General features: G+C 61.9%; 17 protein-coding genes and 1 other annotated feature. Of the genes, 3 read left to right on the top strand and 14 right to left on the bottom strand.

Annotated elements, in window-relative coordinates; genetic code table 11:
• Window positions 1–190 precede the first annotated feature (190 nt).
• Window positions 191–1,882, top strand: coding sequence for a YbaL family putative K(+) efflux transporter (gene ybaL / locus ACMGG9_RS04140; RefSeq protein ID WP_004940247.1), 1,692 nt, complete (start codon window positions 191–193; stop codon window positions 1,880–1,882).
• A gap of 54 nt (window positions 1,883–1,936) precedes the next feature.
• Here ybaL and ACMGG9_RS04135 read toward each other — a convergent pair whose 3' ends face one another.
• The 12 genes from ACMGG9_RS04135 to ACMGG9_RS04080 form a co-directional block, all read right to left on the bottom strand.
• Window positions 1,937–3,241: an inosine/guanosine kinase gene (locus ACMGG9_RS04135; protein ID WP_213587468.1), complete on the bottom strand. Its 1,305-nt coding sequence runs from the start codon at window positions 3,239–3,241 to the stop codon at window positions 1,937–1,939.
• Between the two features lie 90 nt (window positions 3,242–3,331).
• The gene (hemH, locus tag ACMGG9_RS04130; protein WP_414161934.1) at window positions 3,332–4,294 is read right to left on the bottom strand and encodes a ferrochelatase; all 963 of its coding nucleotides are present in this window, start codon (window positions 4,292–4,294) and stop codon (window positions 3,332–3,334) included.
• 119 nt (window positions 4,295–4,413) lie between these two features.
• Window positions 4,414–5,577, bottom strand: coding sequence for a glycerate kinase (locus ACMGG9_RS04125; RefSeq protein WP_414161933.1), 1,164 nt, complete (start codon window positions 5,575–5,577; stop codon window positions 4,414–4,416).
• Between the two features lie 9 nt (window positions 5,578–5,586).
• The gene (locus ACMGG9_RS04120; RefSeq protein WP_042783808.1) at window positions 5,587–6,852 is read right to left on the bottom strand and encodes a GntP family permease; all 1,266 of its coding nucleotides are present in this window, start codon (window positions 6,850–6,852) and stop codon (window positions 5,587–5,589) included.
• Between the two features lie 119 nt (window positions 6,853–6,971).
• Window positions 6,972–8,105, bottom strand: a complete 1,134-nt coding sequence (locus ACMGG9_RS04115; protein ID WP_089191266.1) for a sugar diacid recognition domain-containing protein — start codon at window positions 8,103–8,105, stop codon at window positions 6,972–6,974.
• A 163-nt stretch (window positions 8,106–8,268) separates the two neighbouring features.
• A complete protein-coding gene (gene adk / locus ACMGG9_RS04110) occupies window positions 8,269–8,913 on the bottom strand; it encodes an adenylate kinase (protein ID WP_004940261.1) in 645 nt (214 codons plus the stop codon).
• Between the two features lie 202 nt (window positions 8,914–9,115).
• Window positions 9,116–10,981, bottom strand: a complete 1,866-nt coding sequence (htpG, locus tag ACMGG9_RS04105; RefSeq protein WP_033651110.1) for a molecular chaperone HtpG — start codon at window positions 10,979–10,981, stop codon at window positions 9,116–9,118.
• A 142-nt stretch (window positions 10,982–11,123) separates the two neighbouring features.
• A complete protein-coding gene (gene recR / locus ACMGG9_RS04100; RefSeq protein ID WP_004940263.1) occupies window positions 11,124–11,729 on the bottom strand; it encodes a recombination mediator RecR in 606 nt (201 codons plus the stop codon).
• The gene (locus tag ACMGG9_RS04095; RefSeq protein WP_004940264.1) at window positions 11,729–12,058 is read right to left on the bottom strand and encodes a YbaB/EbfC family nucleoid-associated protein; all 330 of its coding nucleotides are present in this window, start codon (window positions 12,056–12,058) and stop codon (window positions 11,729–11,731) included. The genes recR and ACMGG9_RS04095 overlap by 1 nt, the downstream gene beginning before the upstream one ends.
• A gap of 41 nt (window positions 12,059–12,099) precedes the next feature.
• Window positions 12,100–14,058 carry a DNA polymerase III subunit gamma/tau gene (gene dnaX / locus ACMGG9_RS04090; RefSeq protein ID WP_042783807.1) on the bottom strand — a complete coding sequence of 653 codons (1,959 nt, stop codon included), beginning with the start codon at window positions 14,056–14,058 and terminating at the stop codon, window positions 12,100–12,102.
• Window positions 12,703–12,767 (bottom strand) — a sequence feature (DnaX frameshifting element). Its footprint overlaps the gene before it by 65 nt.
• Window positions 14,059–14,150: 92 nt before the next feature.
• Window positions 14,151–14,702 (bottom strand): adenine phosphoribosyltransferase, encoded by a 552-nt coding sequence (gene apt, locus ACMGG9_RS04085; protein ID WP_019454166.1) that lies wholly within the window; start codon window positions 14,700–14,702, stop codon window positions 14,151–14,153.
• A 268-nt stretch (window positions 14,703–14,970) separates the two neighbouring features.
• A complete protein-coding gene (locus ACMGG9_RS04080; protein WP_069100196.1) occupies window positions 14,971–15,351 on the bottom strand; it encodes a DUF454 family protein in 381 nt (126 codons plus the stop codon).
• Window positions 15,352–15,485: 134 nt separating this feature from the next.
• On the opposite strand from ACMGG9_RS04080, the gene priC reads away from it, so the two are divergent.
• Complete coding sequence (gene priC, locus ACMGG9_RS04075; RefSeq protein WP_033642112.1) at window positions 15,486–16,022, top strand: primosomal replication protein PriC; 537 nt, start codon at window positions 15,486–15,488, stop codon at window positions 16,020–16,022.
• Between the two features lie 108 nt (window positions 16,023–16,130).
• Entirely contained in the window at window positions 16,131–16,310 is a 180-nt protein-coding gene (gene rsmS, locus ACMGG9_RS04070; RefSeq protein ID WP_016928837.1) for a pleiotropic regulatory protein RsmS, read from the top strand.
• 31 nt (window positions 16,311–16,341) lie between these two features.
• Here rsmS and mscK read toward each other — a convergent pair whose 3' ends face one another.
• Window positions 16,342–19,734: a mechanosensitive channel MscK gene (mscK, locus tag ACMGG9_RS04065; protein ID WP_414161932.1), complete on the bottom strand. Its 3,393-nt coding sequence runs from the start codon at window positions 19,732–19,734 to the stop codon at window positions 16,342–16,344.
• Between the two features lie 100 nt (window positions 19,735–19,834).
• Entirely contained in the window at window positions 19,835–20,188 is a 354-nt protein-coding gene (locus ACMGG9_RS04060) for a DsrE/DsrF/TusD sulfur relay family protein (protein WP_042783805.1), read from the bottom strand.
• Between the last annotated feature and the right edge of the window lie 3 nt (window positions 20,189–20,191).

Genomic DNA, 20,191 nt, shown 5'->3' with positions numbered 1-20,191 from the left:
ATCAATGTTATTTGGTTTATCTGGCACAAAACCCCCTCATTGCCGCGCCTTAAGCGAAATCCTCTGCTTTTTTACAAAAAAGGCCAAATTAGCCAAGCAAGCCGCGAACAAATGCAATAAACTAAATGTATCTTTTCGTAACTTTGTTGCGTTTCTCCCGTGCCGCGATGCATAGCCAGAAGGAGTATGGATGCATAATTCAACACCGCTCATCACCACCATCGTCGGAGGGTTAGTACTCGCCTTCCTCCTCGGTATGCTGGCGAACCGCCTGCGCATCTCACCCCTGGTGGGATATCTGGCCGCAGGGGTGCTCGCCGGCCCGTTCACCCCCGGTTTCGTCGCCGATACCTCACTGGCGCCGGAACTGGCGGAAATCGGCGTTATCCTGTTGATGTTCGGTGTTGGCCTGCACTTCTCTTTGAAAGACCTCCTCGCAGTAAAATCTATCGCCATACCCGGCGCCGTGGCGCAGATAGCCGTCGCTACCCTGCTCGGCATGGGGCTGTCCAAGCTGCTCGGCTGGGATCTGATCTCCGGCCTGGTGTTCGGCCTCTGTCTCTCCACCGCCAGCACCGTGGTGCTGCTGCGCGCGCTGGAGGAGAGGCAATTGATCGACAGCCAGCGCGGGCAAATCGCCATCGGCTGGCTGATCGTCGAAGATTTGGCGATGGTGCTGACGCTGGTATTACTGCCCGCCTTCGGCAATATGCTGGGCAACGACAACGCCAGCAGCAGCCAGCTGCTGATGGAGCTGGCGCTGACCATCGGTAAGGTCATCGCCTTCATTGCGTTGATGATCGTGGTCGGCCGCCGCCTGGTGCCGTGGATCCTGTCGAAAACCGCCAGCACCGGCTCGCGCGAGCTATTCACCCTGGCGGTATTGGCGCTGGCGCTTGGCATCGCCTACGGCGCGGTGAAGCTGTTCGACGTCTCCTTCGCGCTGGGCGCCTTCTTCGCCGGCATGGTGCTGAACGAATCCGAGCTGAGCCACCGCGCGGCGCACGACACCCTGCCGCTGCGCGACGCGTTCGCGGTGCTGTTCTTCGTCTCGGTTGGCATGCTGTTCGATCCGATGATCGTGATTAACGAACCGCTGGCGGTGCTGGCGACGCTGGCGATCATCGTGTTCGGCAAATCCGCCGCCGCGTTCCTGCTGGTGAAAATGTTCGGCCACTCCAAGCGCACCGCGCTGACCATCTCCGCCAGCCTGGCGCAGATCGGCGAGTTCGCCTTTATTCTGGCGGGCCTCGGCATCGCGCTCGGCATGATGTCGGAACACGGGCGCAATCTGGTGCTGGCCGGCGCCATTCTGTCCATCATGCTCAACCCGCTGCTGTTCACCCTGCTGGAGCGCTATCTGGCCAAAACCGAAACCATCGAAGAGCAAATCCTCGAAGAGGCGGTGGAAGAAGAGAAGCAGATCCCGGTGGACATGTGCAACCATGCGCTGGTGGTCGGCTACGGCCGCGTCGGCAGCCTGCTGGGCGGCAAACTGGCCGAGGCGGGCATTCCGCTGGTGGTGATCGAGAACTCCCGCCCGCGGGTGGAAGCGCTGCGCGAACAGGGCATCAAGACGGTGCTGGGCAACGCCGCCAATCCGGAAGTGATGGATCTGGCGCGGCTCGACTGCGCGCGCTGGCTGCTGCTGACCATCCCGAACGGCTATGAGGCCGGCGAGATCGTCGCCTCGGCGCGCGCCAAGCGGCCGAACATCGAGATCATCGCCCGCGCCCACTACGACGACGAGGTGGCCTACATCACCGATCGCGGCGCCAATCAGGTGGTGATGGGTGAACGGGAGATCGCCAACAGCATGCTGAACATCCTGCAGCTGGATACCCTGAGCGAAGAAGAAAAAATGGGGGGCTGCCCGATCTGAGGCACCGCGCACAAAAAAAGGTCCGGCATGCCGGACCTTTTCTTTTTCAGCGGGTTAACGCTCCCAATAGGACTCTTCCAGGCTGTCTTCGCGCTCCGGCAGGCCACGAGTAAGACGCGGCGAATGCTGGTTCAACACCTGGTAGCTGACGCGGTTGGCGTATTTGCACACCTGCGCCAATGAGGAGTATGTCAGGTAACTGCGCACGTGCTTGCTCGAGTTCGGCACGTTGTGGCGGTGATAACCGTTGGCGGCGATATCGTGCAGCAACGCCGACAGCGCGCCGTCGCCGGCGCCGTTGGTGTTCATGATCTTCTCCGGCCCGCCCATATACGGCGCGATGTGCGAGTAAACGCGCAGCGGATGCTCACAGTGTTCGCGGCGCATGGCGCGGCTGAACTCGTAGCGGTTGAACTCGGCGATATGCCCCGGCAACAGCGGGTGCTGGGTCTGACGCTTGTTGGCCTCTTCGGTGTAGCCCGCCATATACAGGCCGTTCGGCCCGGCGGTGCACAGCACCAGATCCACCCACTCCAGCGCCATGTCCGAGGCGGTCAACGGATCGCTCAGCCCGGTCAGCTCCAGCGCTTCGTCTTCGTTCATCGCCAGAATGGTCACATTTTCCTTCAGGAAGTCGCGCCACCACTGCGGGTTGTCGGCGATCACGTACTTGGTGCCCAGGGTTAGCACCACCGGCACATCGTACTTTTTGGCATACTCGATCGCCTGCAGGGTAGCCTCCTTTATCGGCTCCCCTTCCTTGCAGCGCACCAGATAAGAGCTCAGCACCAGCGCCGACGCGCCGGCGATCACCTCTTCAGGGATGCTTTCCGGGCGCAGCTGGTTCATCTGGCCGGGGTTGATGGCGAAGGTGCGCTCGCCGCTTTCGCCGATCAGCGTGAAACAGCGGCCGATGGCGCCGTCAACGCCCTGCAGATAGTTAAGATCGGTGCGGCTGGAGGTATTGCACAGATAACGGTAGGCGTAGCTGCCGATTTTCACGTTGCTGCACATCACGCCGAGCAGCACCGAGCGGTCGTCCGCCAGCACCGAATAGTTGTGCATGGTGTTGCCGATGGTGCCGCCGGCGAACTGATGGGTGACCAGGTTGTTTTCATTCAATTCCTGATACAGCGCCTCGGCGACGTCATCTTCGATCACCAGAGAGTGGCCCAGGCTCAGGCCGTAGCGCTGGACAAAAGCGTCGTCCACTTTCGCCTCGATATCCACCAGCGTCTGGTCGATGCCGACGATATACGAGGTGCTGATTTCACTTTCGGGCTGGGCCTGCTGCAGAAGCGGATCGCGGGCGCTCACCGGGAAATAGTGTTTGGACTTGCGTTTACCAGGAAATTTCATGTGATTGGTGGTGGTGGCGGTTTAACAAGCGGAGAATGTTAACACATCCCCGCCCGATCACGATGCACCTAATAGACAGATTATGGATGATTACAGACGCTGCGCCACCAACTGCTGCATCATATCGATATGCGCCGGCTCGTCGTTCAACGCTGAGATGTATTCAAACTTCTCGCCGCCGGCCTTAAGGAAGATCTCGCGGTTCTGCTCTTTAATCTCTTCCAGCGTTTCCAGGCAGTCCGCCGAGAAACCGGGGCAGATCAGCTGAATGTGCTTCACGCCCTGCGCCGGCAGCCCTTTTAGGGTCTCATCGGTATACGGCGTCAGCCAAGGCTCGCGGCCGAAGCGCGATTGGTACGTCATCATCACTCGCTCCGGCGCCAGCGGCAACGCGGCGCTCAGCGCTCGCAGCGTATCCTCGCAGCGCTGCGGGTAGTCGTCGCCGAGCCGCGCATAGCGCTTGGGGATGCCGTGGAACGACAGCACCAGCCGATCCGGCTGGCCGTGTTCGGCGAACGAACGCTCCACGCTTTGCTGCAGCGCGGCGATATAGGCCGGGTGTTCGGCGTAATCGCGAATGAAGGCCACAGAAGGCAAGCGGCGATAGCCTTTCAGCACCCGGGCTACGCCGTCCCATACCGCCGCGCTGGTGGAACAGGAATATTGCGGATAGAGCGGCAGCACCACCAGGTTGGTCACGCCCTGCGCCAGCAGCTTGTCGATGGCTTCCGCCAGGCTCGGCGAGCCGTAGCTCATCCCCAGCTCCACCGGCGTATTCGGCATGCGCGCCGCCAGCGCCCGCTGTTGGCGGCGGCTGTACACCAGCAGCGGCGAACCCTCTTCCATCCACACCGACTGATAGAGTTTCGCCACGCGCGGCGAGCGGATCGGCAGGATCGCACCGTTGAGGATCGGCCACCAGATCAGCGGCGCCGTATCGACCACGCGTTCGTCACTGAGGAATTCCTTCAGATAGCGTTTGACCGCCGACGAGGTCGGCGCATCTGGCGTGCCCAGGTTCACCAGCAATACGCCGTGTTTCTCTTGCTTCATCTCAGTTCCCCTCATTTCCTTTCCGGCCGGCATTCCGTTCTGGGTCGGGATGTCAGCAGCCATTAATGCCGGCTATTGTAACGGAAAAGTCCTGCGTCGAAACCGATAACAGCAACAGGCTATGCCTGTGGGCTTCTTCCTTGCGCCAGCTGCCATACCGCCGCCACGTTGCGCGCCGTCACCTGCAGATTGCGATCGGCGCCCGCCAGCGCTTCTTCCAGCGTCACGATGCGATCGAGCACCGAAAACGCCGCATCGATGCCGTGCTGATGCACCACCGGATAATCCGGCGCCAGGCTGCCGGCAATGGCGATCACCGGCACGCCGTGACGCTTGGCCACCCGCGCCACGCCGATCGGCGTTTTACCGTGGACAGACTGGCTGTCTAGCCGCCCTTCGCCGGTGATCACCAAATCGGCATCGCGCACCGCTTCATCCAGGCACAGGGTTTCAGTGACAATCTCGATGCCCGGCCGCAAGCGCGCGTTGAGCATGCCTAGCAGCGCCGCCCCCATGCCGCCCGCCGCGCCCGACCCTGGCTGGGTCAGCACGGCGCGGCCGGTTTCCCGTTCCAGCAGCTCGCCGTAGTGATGCAGCGCCGCATCGAGCTGCGCCACCATCTCCGGCGTCGCCCCTTTCTGCGGCCCGAATACCGCCGACGCGCCCTTTGCACCGCACAGCGGGTTATCCACGTCGCAGGCGGCGGTTACGCTCACCCGCTGCCAACGCGCGTCCAGCCCGGCGAGATCGAGGTGCGCCAGGTGCGCCAGCGCCGCGCCGCCCATTGGCAGCGGGCGACGATCCTTATCCAGCAATTTAACGCCCAGCGCCTGCATCATTCCGGCGCCGCCGTCGTTGGTGGCGCTGCCGCCGATACCGAGAACGATCGCCTTCACGCCGCGATCCAGTGCCGCCAACATCAGTTCGCCGGTGCCGTAACTGGTGGTAATGCGCGGATCGCGCCGGTTGGGCGGCGCCAGATGCAGCCCGGAGGCGGCGGCCATTTCAATCACCGCGGTTTCGCCGTCGCCCAACAAGCCATAGAACCCCTGCACCGGATCCCCCAGCGGGCCGGTGACCGTCACCTGAACGATTTCACCGCCGGTGGCCGCCACCATCGACTCCACCGTCCCTTCACCGCCGTCCGCCATCGGCAGCTTCACGTAGTGCGCCTGCGGGTAAATCTGACGGAATCCCCGCTCGATGGCGTCGGCGACGCCGAGCGCGCTCAGGCTCTCTTTGAAAGAATCCGGGGCAATAACCACTTTTTTCAGCGTTTTCATCACTGTTCCTTATCCCGCCAGGTTAAATACGCCAAACATCAGCGCCGAGATTGCCGCGATGGTGAACCCCACCAGCGTTTCATACGGCAACAGTTTGAGCCGCTCGTGCACCGCCATATTGACGCTGCCGCCGGTGGCGTGGAAGAAGCTGCCGTGCGGCAGGTGATCCAGCACCGTGGCGCCCGCATGGATCATCGCCGCGCCGGCCAATCCGCTCACCCCCAGCTCAAGCAGCGTGGAGCTGAACACCCCGGAGGCGACGGCGGTGCCGGCGGTGGTCGAGGCGGTCGCCATCGACATCAGCGCGCCGGACAGCGGCGCCAGCAGCCAGGCCGGCAGCCCGGTGTGCGTCAAACCTGTAATCAAGACATCCTTCAGCGCCGAGTTGGCGATAATGCCCGCCAGCGTGCCGGTGCCGAGCAGCATGATCGCCACCGGCGCCATGCGCGACAGGCCGGAGACCATAAACTGATTGCACTGACGAATGCGCCCCATCAGCAGCGCGCCCGCCAAACCGCCGGCCGGCAGCGCGATCAGCGGATCAACGGCGATACCGGCGATCGGCCGCAGCGACAGCAGCAGGATCGCCACCAGCGGCGCGCTGATCGCCGCAGCGAAGCCCGGCCGCGCCCCTTCGGCATGCTGAGTCAGCTCTTCAGCCATCACCCTGCTACCTTTATCGCTCAGGCGACGCGCCAGCAGATAGGCCACCACCAGGCCGCACAGCCCCGGCACGATGCCGGCCATCATCACCGAGGTGAGCGGCACGTGGAAGTTGTCCGCCGCCGCGATGGTGTTCGGGTTGGGCGACATCACGTTGCCGGCCTTGCCGCCGCCGATCATCGCCAGCAGGATCGCCGCACGAGAAATGCCGGCCTTTTGGGCGATCGACAGCGCGATCGGCGCGACGGTGATCACCGCCACGTCGATAAACACCCCCACCGCCGTCAGGATCAGTGTAGCCACCGCCAGCGCCAGCAGCGCGCGGGTTTCGCCCACCTTGCGTACGATAGTTTCGGCGATGGTGTGCGCCGCGCCGGATTCGATCAGCACCCCGGCCAATACCCCCGCCGCCAGAATGCGCATCACGGCGTTGGTGATGCCCTGCGCCCCGCCGATCATCAGCGTCACGGTCTGCACCAGATCGGCGCCGCCGCACAGCCCGCCCGCCAGCGCGCCGGCAATCATGCCGTAAGCCGGTGGAACCTTGCGTAGAATCAGGACGATGGCGACGGCTAACGCCACCAGCGCCCCCAGAGTGGATACGGTTGTCATTGTTGTTTTCTCCGTGGTTGATGTGCAGGCCAACATATCCCGCGCGCCCGGCGTTGGCCTGAGGGGAAACAACAAAAAATCGCCGAAGGAACGGCGCGGAATTTGTGGGTTGGCACAACTCAGTCGTGCATCAGCATGCCGATATACAACCGCAGAGAGTCAGTTAATTGATTGATTTTCATGCCGGTTATGGCTTCGATGCGCTGCAGGCGATAGCGCAGGGTATTGACGTGAATATGCAGCTGCGCGGCGGCCTGCGTCTGATCACAATTCTGCGAAAAATAGTGGCGCAGCGTGGCGCGCAGCACGCCTTTTTCATCCTGTTCGCCCAGCGTCCGCCAGGGACGCCCCAGCTCTTGCGCTCGCCAGTCCTCCCCGAGATCGCACAGCAGCGACGGCAGCGGATAGTCGTGGTAGAACAGCGTGGCGTGGCGCAATTTCAGGCGCTGCGCCATCGCCTGGGTGGCGCGCGCGGTCAGGCTGGAGCGGTAGGCGCTTTGCGGATCGTCGTAGAAACCGCCGACGATCAGCCGCACCCGAAAGCGATGCTTTAGCTGGTTTTGCAAACGCTGCGCCTGTTGGCGCTCCAGCTTCAGGCTCCACTCGCCTTGCGCCATGCTGGCCGGGCGCAGCAGGGTCATTTCATTGAAGCCGGTAATGGCGATCAACGCATCGCGCTGGGTGGCCTCCAGCTCAGCCAGCAGTTCGCGCAGCAGGTGCGGCTGCGCCTCTTGCAGCTCGACGATCCAGACGATGCGCGCCTGGCGCAGATCCAATCCCAGATACGCCGCCATCGCTTCCAGCGACGCCGTGTTCGGCTGCGGCTGCAACAGCTGGTTCGCCAGCTCTTCCCGGTAGCGTTTTTCCCACTGGTGCTGATCCAGCAGCGCCGCCTGTTCCACCATCATCTCCGCCGCCATTTTGACCAACTCGGCGTAGGCGCGCACCTCGGCCGGCTCGCCGGAAATGCCGATCACTCCCACCCGCTGATTGCGAAAGCTGAACGGCAGGTTGATGCCGGGCCGCACGCCCTTCAAGTGTTCGGCGGTGGCGCGGTCGATTTCCACCACCCGATTCTCCGCCAGCGCCAGCACCGCGCCTTCATGACGCTGGAACAGGCGCTGTGGGTTGCCGGAAGCGATGATCACGCCGTTGCTGTCCATCACGTTGACGGAATGGCTGATGATGCCCATCGCCCGCTGGACGATCTGGCGCGCGGTGGCTTCCGCCAGAAGTTTGGTCTGTCTGAGCATGCCGGCTCCCTGCTGAGGATGAAAATGCAGGCTTGTTATACGTCATTTGGCGCGGGCGATTAACGGTCACGGCCGCAACAAGCCGCCGCGATCACAATTTAACGGGAAAACGGCAAAAAAACGCCGGGCCACAGGCCCGGCGTCATGCACAGCCAGCTTGCTATCAACCGAGGATAGTCGCCAGCTCTGCGCTCACTTCGGCCACCTTGCGGGTGCCGTCGATTTTGCGGTATTGGGTGTTGCCCGCTGCCGCTTCTTTGCTGTAGTAAGAGATCAGCGGCGCGGTCATCTGATGGTATTCCACCAGGCGCTTGCGCACGGTCTCTTCCTGATCGTCCTTGCGCGTGGTCAGCTCTTCGCCGGTCACGTCGTCTTTGCCTTCCACCTGCGGCGGATTGAACTTCACGTGGTATACGCGGCCGGACGGCGCGTGCACGCGGCGGCCAACGATGCGGTCAACGATCAGCTCGTCCGGCACGTCGAACTCCAGCACGAAGTCCACGTTGATGCCGGCTTCTTTCATCGCGTCAGCCTGCGGAATGGTGCGCGGGAAGCCGTCCAACAGGAAGCCCTTGCGGCAATCTTCCTGAGCGATGCGCTCTTTGACCAGCGCGATCACCAGCTCATCGGTCACCAGCTTGCCGGCGTCCATGATCTCTTTCGCCTGCTTGCCCAGTTCACTGCCGGCCTTCACGGCTGCGCGCAACATATCACCGGTGGAGATTTGCGGAATGCCGTATTTCTCCATGATGAATTGAGCCTGAGTACCTTTACCAGCGCCCGGAGCGCCCAGCAGAATGATACGCATTGCGTAAATCCCCTTGCTATGTAGTTTTTATAAAATTGCGAAAACGCTCAACGATACCATTTCAGGGGGGGCAGGCTCAAGGCGCGCGAAGGAAATCGATTGCGGAACATGCAAAAACTCAAGCGAACAAAAGAGGGGAAAATGCGGGGAAAAACCGGAAATGCGCCCCTAACGGTGCCGTTAAGGGCGCATATAATCAACTTCAGGCGGACAGCAACTTGTTCATGCGGCGGATGAACAGGTTCGGATCCTCCAGCGTGCCGCGTTCAGCCAACAGCGCCTGATCCAAAAGCAGGTCGATCCACTCGGCGAAATGTTCGTTATCGCCCACGTCGGATGCGCGTTTGACCAACGCATGCTCAGGATTAAGCTCGAAAATGTACTTCACTTCCGGCGCCTGCTGGCCCGCAGCGGCGAACAGCTTGGCCATCTGGGTGCTCATCTCGTCGGCGTCGGTCACCACGATCGCCGGCGTATCGGTCAGGCGGTGCGTCAGACGCACATCCTTCACGCGGTCGCCCAGCAGGGTTTTCACGCGTTCGATGAACGGTTCCAGCTGCTTCTCGGCCGCCTTCTGCTCTTCGGTTTCATCCGCCAGTTTATCCAGCGTTTCATCCGCCTTGCTGACCGACTGGAACGGCTTGCCGTCGAACTCGGTCAGGTAGCTCATCATCCACTCGTCGATGCGATCGGACAACAGCAGCACTTCGATGCCCTTCTTGCGGAACAGCTCCAGATGCGGGCTGCTCTTGGCGGCGGCGTAGCTGTCGGCGGTGATGTAGTAAATCTTTTCCTGCCCTTCCGCCATGCGGCCGACGTACTCTTCCAGCGACACGGTCTGCGCCGAGCTGTCGCCGTGGGTGGTCGCGAAGCGCAGCAGTTTGGCGATCGCTTCCTGGTTGCCGTTATCTTCCGCCGGGCCTTCTTTCAGCACCAGACCGAACTGCTGCCAGAATTTCTGGTAGCCTTCGGCGTCGTCTTTGGCCAGCTTATCCAGCATCTGCAGCACGCGCTTGGTCAGCGCGCCGCGCAGGTTCTGCGTCACGCGGCTGTCTTGCAGGATCTCGCGCGATACGTTCAGCGGCAGATCGTTGGAATCGATCAGGCCGCGCACGAAGCGCAGGTAGTTCGGCATGAACTGCTCGGCGTCGTCCATGATGAACACGCGCTGCACGTACAGCTTCAGGCCGTGCTTGTGATCGCGGTTCCACATGTCCCACGGCGCCTGCGCCGGGATATACAGCAGGCTGGTGTATTCCTGCTTGCCTTCTACCCGGTTGTGGCTCCAGCTCAGCGGATCGGTGAAATCGTGGGCGATGTGCTTGTAGAACTCTTTGTACTCTTCGTCGGTCACGTCAGCCTTGCTGCGGGTCCACAGGGCCTGCGCCTTGTTGATCTTCTCCCAGGTGACGGTGCCGTCTTCTTCGTTCTTGCTTTCGATCTCTACCGGCAAGGCGATGTGATCGGAATATTTGCCGATCACCGAGCGCAGGCGCCAGGCGTCGAGGTACTCATCTTCGCCTTCGCGCAGATGCAGGGTGATTTCGGTGCCGCGGGTCTCTTTGGTGATGTCGGCGATGGTGTAGTCGCCTTCACCGGCGGACTCCCAGAACACGCCCTCGTCATCGGCGGCGCCGGCCGCGCGGGTGCGCACGGTCACTTTGTCCGCCACGATGAACGCCGAGTAGAAACCGACGCCGAATTGGCCGATCAGTTGGCTGTCTTTCGCCTGGTCGGAACCGATGGATTCCAGGAACGCTTTGGTGCCCGATTTGGCGATGGTGCCGAGGTTTTCGATCACTTCTTCGCGGCGCATACCGATGCCGTTGTCGGCAATGGTCAGGGTGCGCTGCTCTTTATCGAAGGACAAACGCACGCGCAGCTCGCCGTCGCCGGCATACAGCTCCGGCGCGGACAGAGCGCGGAAGCGCAGCTTGTCGGCGGCGTCAGAGGCGTTGGAGATCAGCTCGCGCAGAAAAATTTCTTTGTTGGAGTACAGCGAATGGATCATCAAATGAAGCAGCTGTTTTACTTCAGACTGGAACCCGCGGGTTTCTTGACCTTTCATACTCATTGATTACCTCAAAGACAATGGCTACCAAAATCGAACAATGAAGATCAGATGAGGGTCAGGGTCTTGTTTTTCAAGCGGACGGCGGGAAATTTTTGGCAAAAAACAATGGGGCCGGGCGGCCCCATCCGGGAAAACATCAGAACTTGATGGCGTGGCGCCCCGCCAGCGAATGCGACAGCGTGGTGCCGTCGACCATCTCCAGCTCGCCGCCCACCGGCACGCCGTGGGCGATGCGGCTGGCGAGCACGCCATACTGGCCACACATCTCGGCGATATAGTTGGCGGTCGCCTCCCCTTCCACCGTCGGGTTGGTGGCGAGGATCACTTCGGTGATGCTTTCCTTTTCCAGCCGTTGCTCCAGGCGATCCAGACCGATATCGCCCGGCCCGATGCCGTCCAGCGGCGACAGATGCCCCATCAGCACAAAGTAGCGCCCGGCGAACTGGCCGGTCTGCTCAATGGCGTGGATATCCGCCGGGCTTTCCACCACGCAAATCTGGCCGTTTTGCTGGCGGCGCGGATTGGCGCAGATGGTGCAGACGTCCTGCTCGGTGAAGGTGCGGCAGTCGGCGCAGTGGCCGATCTCCGACATCGCGCGCGTCAACGCCTGCGCCAGGCGCATGCCGCCGCTGCGATCGCGCTGCAGCAGCTGAAACGCCATGCGCTGAGCCGATTTCGGGCCGACGCCCGGCAGGCAGCGCAGCGCCTCCATCAGGGATTCAAGGAGCGGGCTGGTTTGCATCAGAACGGCATCTTGAAGCCAGGCGGCAACTGCATGCCGCTGGAGACGGAGGCCATTTTCTCTTTCTGGGTCTCTTCGATGCGGCGCGCGGCGTCGTTAAACGCAGCGGCGATCAGATCTTCCAGCATCTCTTTGTCGTCTTCCATCAGGCTTGGATCGATTTCCACGCGGCGGCAGTTGTGCGCGCCATTGATGGTGACTTTCACCAGGCCGGCGCCAGATTCGCCGGTCACTTCCAATTTGGCGACTTCTTCCTGCATCTGCTGCATTTTTTCTTGCATTTGCTGGGCTTGCTTCATCAGGTTGCCCAGACCGCCTTTACCAAACATAGTCGTCTCTCGTCGCTAGGGCCGCGCACATCGCGCAGCGTTTAAAGGGGGCGAATACTCTCTTCATCCAGATCCGCGTCGAAGAATCGGCGCAGCGTCTGAATGTTGGTATCCGCTTCGATGGACTGGCGCGCCTGCGCCAGCTTTTCCTCATAGATGGCTTGTCGCCATTCCAGCGGGGTGCGCTCCGCCGGATTATCGTCCTCCACCACGGTCAGCTCGATCGGGCTGCCGTACAGCTCACCGAGCGCGTCGGCCAGCGTCTTCTGCGCCGAAGGCGAATTCAGATGGCGCTGCGAAGACCGCAGATGGAGGCTAATCTTGCCCGGCTCCGGCTGCTGCTTGAAGGCGTTCAACGCCAGCTGCTGCACCAGTTTCGGGATCTTCAGCTTATCGATTTCCGCCGCCCAGGCGTCGCGCTCCAGCGACTCCACCACCAGCTTGGCGGCCAGCTCCGGCGTTTTCTCGTGCTCCAACGCCGTGCGCAGCGCTTTCGGCGTCGCCAGCGGTTCCGGCGCCGCCTCGGGCTCGGTCTGCGCGCGCCAACGATAGGCTTCCGGTTTCGCCGGTTTTTCCGGCACCTTCTTCTCCGCCAGGCGCTGCTGGCTGCGCTCGGTCACGGAAGCCAAACGCCCCAGCGCCGAGTTTGCCGGCCGCGCTATTCCTGGCGCCGCCGGCTCATTCTTTTTTGGTGTGGATGCTCCCTGCTGCCGTTGCAGCTGGGACCGCGCTTTCAACAGCTGGGCGGTGGCATCCGGTAAAGGGGTCGATGATTGTCGCTGCGGCGCGGCCGGCTGCCCTAGCGGCGGCGGCGCGTCCTGAAACTGCGGCGGCTGTGGCGATGCGGCCTGCTGCGGCTGCGCCATCGGCGCCGGCGCGGTCTGCACCAACGCCACCGGCTCCGGGATCACCGCTTTCGGGTGAAACGCCAGCGCGCGCAGCAGGGTCATCTCAACCCCCATGCGGCGATCCGGCGCATAGGCCAGCTCTTTGCGGCCCACCAACAGCGTCTGGTAATAGAGTTGCACATCGGCCGGCGGCAGGGTGCGCGCCAGCTCACGCAGCCGTTGTTCCACGGCGGCGTAGTGGTTGTCGAGCATCGAAGGCAGCAGTTGCACCATCGCAATGCGGTGCAGCAACGCCAGCGTCTCCACCAGCAGGTTTTCCCAATCCACGCCGCGCGAAGCGGCCTGCGCGACCTGCGCCATCACCTTTTCACCGTCGGCGCTGACCAGCGCTTCGAGGATCGCCAGCGGCTGCTCGTCATCGAGCGTGCCGAGCATCTGGCTGACGGTGGCGGCGGTCACCTGCCCCTGCCCCATGGCGATCGCCTGATCGGTCAGGCTCAGCGCATCGCGCATGCTGCCGTCGGCGGCGCGCGCCAGCAGCTGCAGCGCGCGGGCGTCGCTGGTGATCTGCTCCGCCGTCAGCACAGTCTCCAGCTGCTGGCGGATCTGATCGACGTCCAGCGCTTTGAGGTGAAACTGCAGGCAGCGGGAAAGAATGGTCACCGGCAATTTTTGCGGATCGGTGGTGGCCAACAGGAATTTGACGTGCGGCGGCGGCTCTTCCAGCGTCTTCAGCAACGCGTTGAAGCTGTGGCGCGAGAGCATGTGCACTTCATCGATCAGGTAGACCTTGAAGCGGCCGCGCGCCGGCGCGTACTGAACGTTGTCCAGCAGATCGCGGGTATCTTCCACCTTGGTTCGGGAAGCGGCGTCGATCTCGATCAGATCGACGAAACGCCCCTGCTCGATCTCGCGGCAGTTGTCGCATTGGCCGCAAGGCGTGGCGGTGATGCCGGTTTCACAGTTCAGGCCTTTGGCCAGCAAGCGGGCGATGGTGGTTTTCCCCACGCCGCGCGTGCCCGAGAACAGATAGGCGTGATGGATCCGCCCCAGCGAGAGGCCGTTGGCCAGCGCGGTCAGGACATGTTCCTGGCCGACCACGTCTGCGAACGTTTGAGGGCGCCACTTACGGGCGAGAACCTGATAGCTCATTAATACCGGAGAAGTCGAGTAATCTGGAGGGTCATGCTAACACAGCCCCGCGGCAATCCGCGAGGCCGTTGTGCCCAAGGGGCGATGCCGCATCAATGACCGGCGAAGTCCACCAGGCAGTAGCAGTCGATGCCCAGCTTGTTCAGACGCGCTTCTCCGCCCAGATCCGGCAGGTTGATGATGAACGCGGCGTCTTTCACTTCACCGCCCAGACGGCGGATCAGTTTGGTGGTCGCTTCAATGGTGCCGCCGGTCGCCAGCAGATCGTCCACCACCAGCACTTTGTCGCCCGCGGTGATGGCGTCGGTGTGGATCTCCAGCTTGTCGGTGCCGTACTCCAGCTCATAGCTTTCGCTGAGCGTGGCGCGCGGCAGTTTGCCCGGTTTGCGCACCGGCACGAAACCGACGCCCAACGCTAACGCGACGGGCGCGCCGAACAGGAAACCACGCGCTTCGGTACCCACCACCTTGGTCACGCCCGCTTCGCGATAGCGCTCAACCAGCAGCTCGATGCTGGCGGCGTAGGCCAACGGGTTTTCCAGCAGGCTGGTCACGTCGCGGAACAGGATGCCCGGCTTCGGATAATCCGGGATGGTTTTGATACTGTCTTTAATAAACTGAAGCTGCTGCGCAGTAGCGGTCATAATTGTTGCCTGATAAAACTGCCTGAAAACCGGCGCGCCGCTCACCCGCCGCCCCCGGGTGAAACACACCGGAGAAAAAATGGCAGGCGATCCGCGCACGAAAACGCCCAAATCTATGCAAACTGGCGGACAAATGCAACTCTCCCCTGCATCTTTCAACCCGCAGCGTTGTTGACCGCACGCATTACTTACCTAAGTAAGCTCCCGGGGATGCCTGCGTTTGTCGCCTGGCTGCGGCTTGAAAGCTATTGAGGAGTTTAAGGTACAATCAGCGCTGTTTTTGTTGCGGCAGATCAATAACCGGCAGGCGCAGCATAAAGGTCAGCAAAATGGCCAACATCAGCAGCAACAGCCCGCGCACCCACCAGATTTTCACCAGCCACAGCGAACAGGCGAAGGTCAGCACGATCACCAGCACCGCTTTCCACTTCGCCCCCGGCGGCAGCGCGCGATGCTGCTGCCAATGGCGCAGATAAGGGCCAAACCAGGAACGGTACAGCAGCCAGTGATGAAAGCGCGGCGAAGAGCGGGCGAAGCACCAGGCGGCCAACAGCAGGAACGGCGTGGTCGGCAACAGCGGCAACACCACGCCCAACGTTGCCAGCGCCACCGCCAACCAGCCCAAAATGATCAATAACCCACGCGTCATGCGGTTCTTCGCTCCTCAATCGGTTGCGGCTTACTGTAGCATCGGCGCCGCGCCGGCGGAATATGCATGCGGCGCTTGTTTCAGGACGGCATCGCGGGCAAGCTTACGCCTGTTGAAATCAAGAGGGAGCTTATGTGAGCACTCAGCGTCTATTACAGGTGTTGGCACAGCAGATCGCGGCGCTGGCGGCCGAAGTCAGCCCGCGCGGCGACGCCCCGATCCCGCAGGCGCGGTTCGACGCCGCCCTGTTCGCCAACCGCGGCACGCGGCTGCGCGACTACCTGGCCGAAGTGGAGAAAAACTTCGCCCAGCTGCAAAACGCCGCTAACGACAGCCGCGCCAGCCAGGTGGCTTTTCTGGCCGAAAAACTGGTGGCTCAGATCGCCGCCCTGCAGCGCGAGCTGGCGACCCAGGCGCTGCGGCGCAAGAATCAGCCGAAGGAAGCCCCCGAGGTCGATCTCTACCACAAGCTGGCCGAGCATCAGGATTACGAACGCCGGCTGATCGCCATGATTCAGGATCGGGAAAGCCTGCTGGGGCGCCAGACCACACTGGCGGCGCAGCAAAAGCTGCAGCACGAGCTGGCGGCGCTGGAGGGGCGGCTGATGCGCTGTCGTCAGGCGTTGGCGCGCATCGAGCGCAATATCGAGCGCAAAGAAAACGGTTTTTGAAGATTTATCACAATATTTTAATGATTATTCCCCGGTTGCGCGCCGGGTTCACTATACTCTGCCGATACCCGAGTTATTCATCCCATTAATTAAATAAGCGCAGGTGCTATGTCTCTGGAAAACGCCTCACCCGAACTGCAGCTGGCGGTAGACTTGATTTACCTGCTGGAATGCAACGAGATCGATCCGGCCACCGCGCTGGCGGCGCTGGATATCGTCAAACGGGATTATCAGGAAAAGCTGCAGCGCGCCGGCGTCACCTCTCCCTATCTGCCTGCCGGACAGTAACCGGGGACAGCGCCGCTGTCCCTTTCGCCTCTCATTGCTTATCCGCCGCCGTCTGGCCGCCGTCGTCCGGCGACAGCGTTCTTTTCACTTCCTGCACTTCATTGCCCTGCTGGTTATGCAGATACACCTCCAGCTGGTTGAAGGCGATGTCGATGCCGTTTTCCCGGCACAAGCGGTCGATTGAGCGATTCAGTTCGTCCACCGTGTAGCTGCGATCGCGCAGTTCCCGCACATAGAGCCGCAGTTCGTGATCCAGCGTGCTGGCGCCGAAGTTGAGGAAGAACACCTGCGGTTCGGGATCGGTCATCACCCGCGGGTTGTCGTGCGCCGCCTGCAGCAGCACCTTTTTCACCTTGTCGAGATCGGAGCCGTAGGCCACGCCGACCTTGATCAGCACGCGGGTGATGGTATCGGACAGCGACCAGTTGATCAGACGCTCGGTGACGAACGCCTTGTTCGGAATGATCACCTCTTTGCGATCGAAGTCGGTAATGGTGGTGGCGCGAATGCGGATCTTGCTGACCGAACCGGAGAAGGTGCCGATGGTGATGGTATCGCCGATGCGGATCGGGCGTTCGAACAGAATGATCAGGCCGGAGACGAAGTTGGCGAAGATCTCTTGCAGGCCGAAGCCCAGCCCGACCGTCAGACCGGCGGCCAGCCATTGCAGTTTGTCCCAAGATACGCCGAGCGATCCCAGCGCAACCACGGCACCCACGGCGGTAATCAGGTAAGTGAGCACGGTGGTGATGGCGTAAGACGCCCCCTGCCGCAGTTGCAGCCGCGACAGCACCACCACCTCCAGCAAACCGGGCAAGTTGCGGGTGAGCACGTAGGCGACAATCACTGCGGCGATCGCCACCATCATGTTGCCCAGCGTCACCGCCTGCGACACGCTGCTGCCCGCCACGGTGCTGGTGTAATGCCACAGCGTGATGCTGTCCAGATAAGCGATGACCGTCACCAGATCCGACCAAATGGCGTAGAAGGCGCTGGCGAAGATGGCGAACAGCACCAGGGTGGTCAGGCGCAGCGACTGCTGGTTGATCTGATCGAGCGCCAGCGGCGGCTCTTCCACCACCGGTTCGCCGCCTTCGGCTCCTTCTTTCGCCACGTTTTGCCGCCGCGCCAACGCGCGCCGGTAAGCCAGACGCCGCGCCGCCACGCTCAGGCCGCGCAGCGCGGTCAGGTATACGATATTCCACAGGAAAAACAGATACAGGCTGTCTATCCAGCGGCTGGCCAGCCGCAGCGTGGTATAGAAGTAGCCGGCGAACATCAGCCCCAGCAGGATCAGCGGCGTGGCGGCCAGCGCGGTGACCACCACCAGCCGCACGGCATGCGAGCCCTTTTCACGCCAGCTGTCGCGGCACAGCGGGAACACCAGCACCGTGAGCAGCGCCAGCGTCAACATCACCACGATCTGGCCGATCACGTCTTCCACCAGACGTAGCGGCGCTTTCTCGCCCAATACCGACCAGAAGATCAACGGCTGCAGCGCCAACCCCAGCCGCAGCGTCTGACGGCGGTAATGCGCGCACAGGTTGGCGCCGAAGTTGAAATGCCGCTCGGCGATGCCGCCCGGTTTCAGCATGCGATAGCTGAAGCCGAACACCAGCCACGACAGCGCCAGCTGCTGCGACAATGCCCATATAAAGTCACTGATGCCGAAATCCGCGCGATACATCCAGAAACCGACGCCGAGGAGTAACGCGGCGCCGGGCAACACTTTCAGCAAGGTCAGCGCGATGGCCTTCGGCGTGTGCAGTTGGCCGTCGCGCTTAAGTTGCCCCACGTCGTTGGCCAGCTTTTGCAAATGACCGTCGATCAGCCGGTAGCGCCAGCGCAATACCCCGATCGCCAACAGCATCGGGATCAGGAACACCAGCGCATTCAACCCGCCCTGCACCAGCTTGCCGCCGTCGAATTTGAGATCGAGCCCGGCAATCTGATCGCGCACCGCCTCCGGCATCGCCTTCAGCCACGCCAGATCGACCGGCTTGTTGCTGTTGACCCAGAAAATCTGCTGGGTCAGCGTATCTTGCAGAGAACCGTAAACGCTGGTCAGCTGCTGCTGATTGATCTGCAGGTTGATCGACAGCGACAGCTGGTTGCTGAGCTGCTTGTTCAGCTGATCCAGCAGTTCGCGGCGCATATCGACGATCTCGTTTAACGCGTCGATCACCTCCGGGCCGGCCTTTTCCTTGCTTTCGGCCACCAGCTGGTTGATGTAATCCTCTCCCTTGAACAGATCGTCGCGTTGCTGATTGATATCGAACTGCTCCAGCCGCAAATCGGCGATGCGCGTGTCCATATCCGCCAACAGCGTGCCCTGCGGCAGGCTCTGCTGCTGCTGATACAGGATGCGCGACAGCACCAGGCTGCCCTTCAGCACCTGGATCTGTTCTTTAAGGTTACGCTCCGCCTGCAGCCCGCGATCGAGCCAGTTTTTGACCCGAATATTCTGCTGGAACAGGGTGTTGCTCTCTTCGGTGGCAGCGATCAGCCGCTGGCTCAGCTGGCGGTTGACGTCCAGCTGCTTGCTGACCAGCTGATCGCGCTGAATATCGGTGGCGTCTTCCGGGTTCTGCGCCTCTTTGGCGGTCTTTTCAGACAGCGTCAAACGTTTGCTGTTGACGATCTCCTGCAGCAACTGCACCGAGCGATCCAGCGCGTCGATATGCGCCGTGGTGTAATCACGCTGTTTTTGCAGCAGATCCTGCAGCGTGGTATTGGCTTCCAGACTTTTGCGCTGCAGCTCCAGCTGTGCGTTGAGCAACGCCTGCTCGGTGGTCAGCATCACCTGCTGGCTGTTGCGCAGCGAATCTTGTCCCGGCGTCTGGCCGCTGAGCTGGCTGCGGATTTCCTGCAGGCGCTGCGAAGCGGCGTACATGGTGCTTTGTACTCGTTCAGGCTGGGTTTGCAGCGACACCAGTTGGCTGTTGTAAGTAGAGAGGCTCTCCTGCGCGCTTTGCAGCTCGTCGAGCGTTTGATACAGCCGGCTTTCCAATTGGCGCAGCGACAGCGGCAACAGCGCGGCGCGCGCCGCCGCATTGTCTACCGGCCGCTTCAGCGCATCCAGTTCGGCGGTCACCTGATTGAGTTTCGCCGGCGCCTGCTGCACCTGCTGTTTAAGCTGTGCGGCGTCCTGCCGATTGCGCTCGATGGCGTCCAGCAGCTCCAGCGTGCGGGTTAAATCCTGTTGGGACAGCTTTTCGACCGGCGTCAGGGCTTTTTGCTTGTTCAGCGCTTCCAGCTGGCTTTGCACTTCGCTGCGCTGCGGCAAATCGCCGTTCAGCGCCGCCTGCACCGGCGAGCTCAGCGCGCAAATCAGGAAAAGGAGTGTCGCGGCGGCGATGCGCCGCCGGCATGCGCCGACAAACGAGCGCGGCGTCAGAGAGGGCAGAGTCAACCAGCGATGCATGATTTAGCTTCGGATCGGTTAAGAAGCCTGAAGATTATCACGATCGCCGGCGGGCAACGAACAACAAAAACGTTGCCGATGATGTCCCGTTGTCGCGAAATCAGAAAGTGAGCACTTTCTCCGCCGCCAGCGTCCACTGCGCCAGTTCGACCAGCGTGCCGATCTCCACGCCGTCCGCCAGCGGCAAGCGGCTGACGCCGCGCGCGTCGGCGCAGGTCTTGCACAGCTTGACCGGCACCTGCTGCGCGGTGAGGATCTCCAGCATCTGCTGCAGATGGTATCCTTCGTGCGGCTGCTGTCCTGCCAGCCCGGCCACCACCGCGTCGGACATCAGAAACAGCCGCAGGTCGAGACTGCTTTGCTGCTCTTTCAGCGCGATGGCCAACCGCAGCGCATTGAACAAGGATTCATGGCCATAGGCGGCGCCGTTGGCGATGAGAACAACTGATGACATGAA

It is taken from the genome of Serratia sp. BNK-10 (assembly GCF_047456065.1).
Classification (GTDB): Bacteria; Pseudomonadota; Gammaproteobacteria; order Enterobacterales; family Enterobacteriaceae; genus Serratia; species Serratia ureilytica.
This window is presented reverse-complemented; position numbering and strand designations above follow the sequence as displayed.

What these genes read in the sequence shown, in the direction of transcription:
- rsmS (WP_016928837.1), top strand. Translation starts at nt 16,131, where the DNA reads ATGTCTCTGGAAAACGCCTCACCCGAACTGCAGCTGGCGGTAGACTTG.
- adk (WP_004940261.1), bottom strand. Translation starts at nt 8,913, where the DNA reads ATGCGTATCATTCTGCTGGGCGCTCCGGGCGCTGGTAAAGGTACTCAG.
- ACMGG9_RS04125 (WP_414161933.1), bottom strand. Translation starts at nt 5,577, where the DNA reads ATGAAAACGCTGAAAAAAGTGGTTATTGCCCCGGATTCTTTCAAAGAG.
- mscK (WP_414161932.1), bottom strand. Translation starts at nt 19,734, where the DNA reads ATGCATCGCTGGTTGACTCTGCCCTCTCTGACGCCGCGCTCGTTTGTC.
- ACMGG9_RS04095 (WP_004940264.1), bottom strand. Translation starts at nt 12,058, where the DNA reads ATGTTTGGTAAAGGCGGTCTGGGCAACCTGATGAAGCAAGCCCAGCAA.
- dnaX (WP_042783807.1), bottom strand. Translation starts at nt 14,058, where the DNA reads ATGAGCTATCAGGTTCTCGCCCGTAAGTGGCGCCCTCAAACGTTCGCA.
- apt (WP_019454166.1), bottom strand. Translation starts at nt 14,702, where the DNA reads ATGACCGCTACTGCGCAGCAGCTTCAGTTTATTAAAGACAGTATCAAA.
- ACMGG9_RS04115 (WP_089191266.1), bottom strand. Translation starts at nt 8,105, where the DNA reads ATGCTCAGACAGACCAAACTTCTGGCGGAAGCCACCGCGCGCCAGATC.
- htpG (WP_033651110.1), bottom strand. Translation starts at nt 10,981, where the DNA reads ATGAAAGGTCAAGAAACCCGCGGGTTCCAGTCTGAAGTAAAACAGCTG.
- ACMGG9_RS04135 (WP_213587468.1), bottom strand. Translation starts at nt 3,241, where the DNA reads ATGAAATTTCCTGGTAAACGCAAGTCCAAACACTATTTCCCGGTGAGC.
- ybaL (WP_004940247.1), top strand. Translation starts at nt 191, where the DNA reads ATGCATAATTCAACACCGCTCATCACCACCATCGTCGGAGGGTTAGTA.
- ACMGG9_RS04120 (WP_042783808.1), bottom strand. Translation starts at nt 6,852, where the DNA reads ATGACAACCGTATCCACTCTGGGGGCGCTGGTGGCGTTAGCCGTCGCC.
- ACMGG9_RS04060 (WP_042783805.1), bottom strand. Translation starts at nt 20,188, where the DNA reads ATGTCATCAGTTGTTCTCATCGCCAACGGCGCCGCCTATGGCCATGAA.
- ACMGG9_RS04080 (WP_069100196.1), bottom strand. Translation starts at nt 15,351, where the DNA reads ATGACGCGTGGGTTATTGATCATTTTGGGCTGGTTGGCGGTGGCGCTG.
- recR (WP_004940263.1), bottom strand. Translation starts at nt 11,729, where the DNA reads ATGCAAACCAGCCCGCTCCTTGAATCCCTGATGGAGGCGCTGCGCTGC.
- hemH (WP_414161934.1), bottom strand. Translation starts at nt 4,294, where the DNA reads ATGAAGCAAGAGAAACACGGCGTATTGCTGGTGAACCTGGGCACGCCA.